This window comes from Synechococcus sp. H55.9 (assembly GCF_047462355.1).
In the GTDB taxonomy this organism is placed as follows: Bacteria; Cyanobacteriota; Cyanobacteriia; order Thermostichales; family Thermostichaceae; genus Thermostichus.
Genome location: NZ_JANSJB010000006.1, coordinates 42,702 through 45,014 on the forward strand (window position 1 = coordinate 42,702; position 2,313 = coordinate 45,014).

A 2,313-nucleotide genomic window follows, 5' to 3' on the forward strand; every position below is an offset into this window, starting at 1 on the left:
ATCAGCTCAAAAGAGGATCCCTTTGTATACTTTGGGATCCTTTTTTTGCTGGCTTTGCTGTTCCGGTCAGCCCGCAAGGAACGGATCCGATGGCTGCAGGCGTTGGCTATTTTTCTGGCCTTGTTGCAGTTTTATATGACTTGGCTGCTGCCCAATCGTACCAAAGAGCTGCTGATTACCTTTGGCGGCGTTGGCGGTGAGTTTTATCTCAGCACCTTTTTAATAGCCAGCTTTTATCTTCGCTTGCCGGATCGTTGGCGATGGGATTTTTGGCGATTCATAGTGTTGGGAATTGCAGCCAGCAGCCTATGGAAAAGCTTTTGGCAGTGGCACACTATCCAATTGGGCCTGAACCAGATCCCTTGGGGAACTCTGTTTGGCGGGCAAGGAGATGCCAGTGGGGATATGAACCGCCTAAACTACGAGTTTGGCTGGAGTACCGATCGAATTATCCAAACCTACACTTTTTTGGGAAATTTGTGTGCCTTAGTCGTATTGAGCCTCTATGTCATATTCCTATTGCGGGCAAACGATGAGATTTGGCTCTACCTGCGAGCAAGGCTCATCCTTTGGATGAATGGTTTGGGACACTTCGGCTCAGGCAAATGTCCTTAACAGCTTTTTCCAGCGTTATCTACTCCAGCCAAGGGAGCTACATCCCTCACCCCCAGCCTCTCTCCCAGAGGGAGAGGGGAGATCGACATAACGAGCCGTTTCATGGCTCTTGGAAATGGCCAGAACTTGATCGGATCCAGAAGGTGTTTTCAGACCGGCGATGGTCTGTCGAGCATTCGCTCTATGCTGAGGGATAGATGCACAGCAGCGGTGCCTTGCAATGTCAACCCCTTTCCCTTGGCCCTACCGCACCCCAGGGATCCCGGATTCTGCCTTTGAACGCATTCCAGGGATCCCGATGAGCCCTCGCGAGGTGCGCGTGTTGGTGCTGAGCCAGTTGCGCCTGGGAGAGAACCACTGCTTGTGGGATATTGGCGCCGGAACGGGCACGATTGCCATTGAAGCGGCTGTTCTGTGCCCCAAGGCTCGCGTGATCGCCATCGAGCGAGACGCAGAGGTGGTCAGCTTGATCGAGAGCAATTGTGAGAAATTTGGCCTCACCAACGTGCAAGTGATTCAAGGTACTGCCCCCGATTGTTTGCAACACCTTTCTCCTGCACCGGATCGCATCTGCATTGAGGGAGGCCATCCCCTACGGGAGATCCTGGAAGCCTGCTGGAGCCATCTCAATCCCAACGGACGGATCGTGGCGACAACCAACTCTTTGGATGGGCTCTACGGCCTCTCCGCCGGTCTGGCTGCTGTGCGGGCTCATCATGTGGAGGTCATTCAATCGGCGGTGAACCGTCTGGAACACCGCGGTCGGACTCAAATGTTGCTGCCGCTGGATCCCACTTTTGTTTTAAGCGGAGAAAAAATGAGCTAAGTTTTATATAACCTGTTTACATTTTTTGGTAAATCTTTTCTCAAAGCGACAGACAAAATTAGATAGGTTCATCTCAGCTATCCTGAACCAGTAAGAAGGATGGGCCCATTCCAAACCTTAAGCTATGCCAATATTTCTCGAACTCAAACTCAAATCTGCTCTTATACCAGATTAAGAGAGCTGGGAAACCCCAATGGCTATGGACCAATTCCAACACCCCTTTCAGGAGTCACGGGAAGTCAAGCTGCGGCAACTGTTGATTCGAGAGCGCTGGCCGGAAATGCTGAAGGGCTGCCGGGCTTGCATCCATTGGGACGACTTCAAGCGACCGGAATGCTGTGGTGACTGCGGCATTGGGGATCGGCGCAGACAAGAGATAGCCAGAGAGAGCCCGCCCAGCAAATCCTCAGGAACTTAGGGATCCCAGCCGCTGTTGTGGCTTGTAGTAACGAGCGCCTCTCCCAGGATAGCTATGTCGTGGATCCCTAGAAAGACCCTCTTGGCCCACCTCTCAGAAGCCCATCCCAGGCCACCTCAACAGCAGCACCGGGATCTCTGTAAAGCTTTATACCCAAAATTCAGCGACAGGGTCGGAGACAACCCTCAAACCCTGATTTTTCCGCTGACCTGGTCAATCTTTTGCTGGATCTCGGCGGTCGCTTCCCTGCGGGGAAGTGGAATTCATGGAAAGAACTAGGGCCGCCAGGGAAACTGGCGAAAGTTGGGAGGGCGCTTCTCCAAGAAGGCGCGTTTGCCCTCGGCAGCTTCCTCGGTCATGTAATACAGCAGCGTCGCGTCCCCGGCCAGCTCCTGCAGCCCCATCTGGCCGTCGCAATCGGCGTTGAAAGCTGCTTTGAGGCAGCGGATGGCCA

Annotated in this window: 3 protein-coding genes; all 3 read left to right on the forward strand. The window is 53.4% G+C overall.

Annotation, left to right across the window (positions count from 1 at the left end; all coding sequences use genetic code 11):
• Positions 1 to 45: 45 nt before the first annotated feature.
• Complete coding sequence (locus tag NW857_RS01755; protein ID WP_414367795.1) at positions 46 to 615, forward strand: hypothetical protein; 570 nt, start codon at positions 46 to 48, stop codon at positions 613 to 615.
• 220 nt (positions 616 to 835) lie between these two features.
• A complete protein-coding gene (gene cbiT / locus NW857_RS01760; RefSeq protein WP_414332428.1) occupies positions 836 to 1,441 on the forward strand; it encodes a precorrin-6Y C5,15-methyltransferase subunit CbiT in 606 nt (201 codons plus the stop codon).
• Positions 1,442 to 1,634: 193 nt separating this feature from the next.
• Positions 1,635 to 1,859, forward strand: a complete 225-nt coding sequence (locus tag NW857_RS01765) for a hypothetical protein (RefSeq protein ID WP_414332430.1) — start codon at positions 1,635 to 1,637, stop codon at positions 1,857 to 1,859.
• Positions 1,860 to 2,313 lie beyond the last annotated feature (454 nt).